Source organism: Phormidium pseudopriestleyi FRX01, assembly GCF_017313335.1.
In the GTDB taxonomy this organism is placed as follows: domain Bacteria; phylum Cyanobacteriota; class Cyanobacteriia; order Cyanobacteriales; family Laspinemataceae; genus Laspinema; species Laspinema pseudopriestleyi.
This window is the reverse complement of sequence record NZ_JAFLQW010000032.1, coordinates 1-4680: the sequence shown is the minus strand read 5'-3', so window position 1 is coordinate 4680 and position 4680 is coordinate 1. Positions and strand designations below refer to the sequence as shown.

Below are 4680 nucleotides of genomic sequence, written 5' to 3'. Positions count from 1 at the left end.
AGTCGTTATCTTTCTTAGTTCGTAGTAACGACTTCAGTCGTTATCCCCCCCAGTTCGTAGTCAATCACTCCCCAACCCCTAACTCTCAAACGTCATTAATCCCGGATGAATCATCAACCCTTGCCGCTGACGATTGGCGATCGCCCGTTTGTGTGGGGTCAGCGGACCTATTTGATGGCTGTCCTCAACGTCACCCCGGATAGTTTTAGTGATGGCGGCGACTTTAACACCCTGGAAACTGCCGTTACTCATGGCAAGGCATTAATTAACGCCGGTGCCGATATCCTAGACATTGGGGGCCAGTCCACGCGACCAGGGGCCTTGGAAGTCTCCCTGACAGAGGAACTAAATCGGGTGGTTCCTGTAGTGCGATCGCTCAGAGAAGACCCCGCTTTCGCCACCTGTCCCATTTCCATCGATACCTGGCGATCGCCCGTGGCAAAAGCTGCCATAGAAGCGGGTGCCGATATTGTCAACGATGTCACCGGCGGTACTCGGGACCCAGAAATGTTCTCCGTAGTCGCCGCATTAGGTGTCCCCTTCGTTCTCATGCATAGTCGAGGCACTCCCGAAACCATGCAAAAACTTACGAATTATCGGGATTTAATCGGCGACATCACCGAATTTTTCACAGTTCAAATTCAGAAGGCAACCGCTGCCGGAATTGCACCTCATCAGATTATCCTCGATCCTGGGATTGGATTTGCTAAAACCTCCGAGCAAAATCTGGACTTGATTAGAAACCTGTCCCAGTTTCAAAAATTAGGTTATCCCCTGTTAGTCGGCCCTTCTCGTAAAAGTTTTATCGGACATTTGCTCAACCAACCCGACCCCAAACAGCGAGTCTGGGGAACCGCTGCCGCTTGTTGTGCTGCGATCGCCACCGGCAGTACCGATATCCTCCGCATCCATGACGTAGCCGAAATGCACGATGTTTGTCGGGTTGCCGATGCCATTTATAGACCCAAAACTTAAGTAGGATTCGAGCCATTTCCCGGCTTACCTTGGGGAGGATTTCCTCCTGGGGGAGGAGGATTATTCGGATTATTCGGATTATTCAGATGTTGCCCAATTTCTGGCATATAAATCAGTTCCGATAGGGTATCATTTAACGCCTTCGGGTCCATGAAAATCACCTTAGAGTTAGGACTTTCACTCAATTTTTCATTCGCATCCACATAGCGTTTAGCCAGCAAATATTTCATCACTTCGGTGGTGGTCATCTGGGGTTGCAGCAACTCTAAAATCAGTTGCACAGACTCCGCCGTTGCCTCAGCATCAACAATTGTTGCCCGTTTGCGAATCTCCGAAGCCCGTTGCAGTTCCATTGATTCTAAAACCGTTTTGGGAGGGTCAATGTCTTGGACCTCCACCCGCAAAACTTTAATTCCCCAACTAAAAGTAGCTTGATCTAAACTTTTTAATACCTGCTTATTAATCTCCTCAGTTGAATAAAAAGTTTGCTCCAATTCCATGTGACCAATAGTAGAGCGTAGGGTGGTTAAAACGAGGTTTTTAATCGCTAAATTAATGTTGTTTATTTCATAAAAAGCTTTCTGCAAGTCCATAATTTTCCAATAGACCACCGCATCTACTTTAATCGCGACGTTATCCTTAGTAATGGCATTTTGAGGCGGGACATCTAAAACTTGTTCCCGAGTCGTATCTTCTACCACGATACTTTCGACATAAGGAAACACTAAGTTCGGCCCGGGATTCAGTTTTCGATTAAATCTCCCTAACCGTTCCACTAAGGCTTCGTTTCCTTCATTAATGACTTTAACGGCGCTAACGGTATAACCGAGAATGCCAAAAATTAAGGGAACGATGAAGGCAAAAAATGTATTCATATTTCATGATAACTGCAAAAAATAATTACGAAACCGGCTGAAATTTTATACCCAGCTTAGACAAACAGAGGGAGAGTTTAATTCCTGAAGCAATCCTGACCCTTTTGGTTCAGGAATAGGGAGAAAAAATCTCTAAGAAAGGTATTGTCTCTAGTGTAATCGGTTTGGTCAGGTTCAGCATCCGTACAAGGGCGATCGCCCCCTAAACTCAGAATGCGATCGCCCTTGTGAATTCCTCAATCCAAACGCCCTAGGGCCGCTTCACTGGTTGCCAACCACCGCGCCAAGCGAGTGGGGAGGGTTTCATTTAGGCGTAAGGCTGTTTCTTCAGTGCTCAGGGATTGCGCGTAGGCAGCGCTTAAAAACGGGGCATAAGTCCGCGCTTCTGGGGTCTGCTGCTTGACAAATGCCAAGGTGACCCCGCGCAGTAATTGCCGCAGGTTTTCCGTCTGTTCCCGAGTGGGTTCGCCGGGTAAGACGGTTTCTCGTTCTAAGAGACTGGGGCGATCGGGGTCGGTGGTACTGAAATGGGTGGCCCCGATCGCGGTGAGGAGATATTTCGGATCGCGCAGTTGGGTAAAGGGTCGCAATTGATGATTAACTGCCGGGGTCCAGGAATCATCACTGCTGGCGACGAGTAGAATTGGGATGTTGATGTTACTGAGTCCTTTCTCTCCGAAGAGGGTGCCGACGGCGGGATTAATGGCGACTGCCTGTTTAATCCGGCGATCGCGCAAGGTGATCCGATTGCCGGGTAATTCCGTGGCGGCACATTGGACTAAATCCGCAGGCGATCGGCCCAATTTTCGCCCCCCTTCACAAAAGTCTCGTAATTCATTTAAATTCAACTCACCCCCCGCTAAAGCTAAAGTTGCATATCCCCCCAAAGAATGGCCGATAACCAGGGTTTCTTCGGTATTAAATTGACCGGCCAAAGAATCCGGTTGCCGGTTAATTTTTGCCAGTTCATCGAGTACGAAACTGACATCTTTGGGTAAATCTAAAAAGACGGAAGCAGGGATGAGATTGGTGGGGTCGAGGGTAAGGGGTAGGTTGGCGACGGATGCCTCATTGGTATCGGGATGTTCGATAGAGACAACGGTGATGCCGTGGGATGCCAAATGTTGGGCTAAATATTCTAATAAGAAGCGATTCGATGCAAATCCGTGAGAAATAACGGCTAGAGGTCCTTGAGGATTATTTCCACTATAGATTTCTGTGGTAATCTCGCGGTTGCGCTGGCGATCGCGAAAGGTGAGGGTTTGCTGGGAAACCATTTGGGAACCGGGTAAGGCGGGGTCAAAGCTGGCGAAAAAGGGTTCGGTTTCTAGTTCCAGGTCACTTTCTAAGCGCGATCGCAAAATTTGCCCTTCCAAATAAGGAAGATTCAGACGGGATGCGACGCCGATTGCTGAGGTAGCATCAAAGACAATATTTTCACCGGGTAATGCTTTTAAAATACCTAATAAACTGAAACCATTTCCTTGGGTGGCAACGAGTTTAATGGCATCTTTAATTTGGTCAATGGTGCTATCAGGAACCAGTAATAAAATTGCTCTAACAAAGCGGTTTCCTTGGGGGGATTTGATGAGTCGATCCAGGGCGCGATCGCCAATGTCTGGGTCAATTTCTACCCGTTGCGCTAATACCTCTTGCAATCCGGCAGGTAAAAAGGGACCTAGGATGGCAAGATTGCCGGGAAGTTCGCCGGTTCTGGCATACTGTTCTAAATCATCCAGGGAGATCGAACCTTGCCAGGGACCGAGACGAAAGGTCAAACTTTCAGCGGCAAGAGTGGCTACATTTGCACCGGAGGCGACTGCCAGCATTGCCGAAATCATGGGTGCGATCGCCCGGTGATGCCACTTTCTAAACCGGCGATTAAGGCCAAAATTTCCCGAGAATTTTCCTGATGAATCCCTGCCGATGATTTGAGTGTGTTTCACAAGTTTTACCCTCTCAATTACGAGCGATCGTCAATGGGATTGAACCCCCCACATCCACAGGTGTTCCCGACTCCATAACCCCAGTCTAACGTACAACACCTGACTCCCAAAAGGGTCCCCCAGTTGTTGCCGCCAATTCCTAACTTTTCAATCTAACTTTAAACAACAAATAAAATTTTTATTTATTGTTATTTTAAATAATTAATTGTGATAAAATAATAGCAACAAATCAAAACAAGTGATACGAGATATGCCCAAATCAAACTTATTTCAACGCCCATGAGAACCGACACAATTTTTTATACCATATTCCAAAAATATCCCCCTATCTTCTTTGAATTACTTCATCGTCCCATTCAAGAAGCCAGTGCATATAAGTTCACCTCCATTGAAGTCAAACAATTGGCTTTTCGGATTGATGGGGTATTCATGCCCACCGATGAGGAACCCAACCGACCCTTTTACCTCACCGAAGTGCAATTTCAACCCGATGAAGAGCTTTACTATCGGATTTTTGCCGAACTCTTTATCTACCTGCGCCAATACAAACCAGGAAATCCCTGGCAAGTCGTCATCATTTACCCCACTCGTCGCATTGAGCCTAAAGACCAGTTACAATTTCAGGAACTGCTCAACTGCGATCGGGTCACCCGCATCTACCTGGATGAACTCGAACCGGAAGAGGAAAGCACATTAGGCATCGGAGTCGTTAAACTAATTATAGAACCGGAAACGGTTGCGGTAGAAACAGCCAAACGCCTAATCGCCCAAGCCGGAACCGAACTCACCAATCCCAACCACAAACGGGACCTCATCGAACTCATCGAAACCATCATTATTTACAAGCTAACCACCAAAAGTCGAGAGGAGATAGCCGCCATGTT

Annotated in this window: 4 protein-coding genes; 2 read left to right on the top strand and 2 right to left on the bottom strand. The window is 47.3% G+C overall.

The features are described 5' to 3' along the window. The first annotated feature begins 105 nt into the window (after positions 1–105). Complete coding sequence (gene folP, locus J0895_RS01155; RefSeq protein ID WP_207086314.1) at positions 106–975, top strand: dihydropteroate synthase; 870 nt, start codon at positions 106–108, stop codon at positions 973–975. Here folP and J0895_RS01150 read toward each other — a convergent pair. Both J0895_RS01150 and J0895_RS01145 read right to left on the bottom strand, forming a co-directional pair. Further along, a complete protein-coding gene (locus J0895_RS01150; protein ID WP_207086313.1) occupies positions 972–1850 on the bottom strand; it encodes an SPFH domain-containing protein in 879 nt (292 codons plus the stop codon). The two genes, folP and J0895_RS01150, sit on opposite strands and share 4 nt — an antisense overlap. Before the next feature lie 236 nt (positions 1851–2086). Beyond that, positions 2087–3796: an alpha/beta hydrolase gene (locus tag J0895_RS01145; RefSeq protein WP_207086312.1), complete on the bottom strand. Its 1710-nt coding sequence runs from the start codon at positions 3794–3796 to the stop codon at positions 2087–2089. A 279-nt stretch (positions 3797–4075) separates the two neighbouring features. Between J0895_RS01145 and J0895_RS01140 the strand changes: the two genes are divergently transcribed. After that, a partial coding sequence (locus J0895_RS01140) for an Rpn family recombination-promoting nuclease/putative transposase (protein ID WP_207086311.1) occupies positions 4076–4680 on the top strand: 605 nt, incomplete at its 3' end.

What these genes read in the sequence shown, in the direction of transcription:
- folP (WP_207086314.1), top strand. Translation starts at nt 106, where the DNA reads ATGAATCATCAACCCTTGCCGCTGACGATTGGCGATCGCCCGTTTGTG.
- J0895_RS01150 (WP_207086313.1), bottom strand. Translation starts at nt 1,850, where the DNA reads ATGAATACATTTTTTGCCTTCATCGTTCCCTTAATTTTTGGCATTCTC.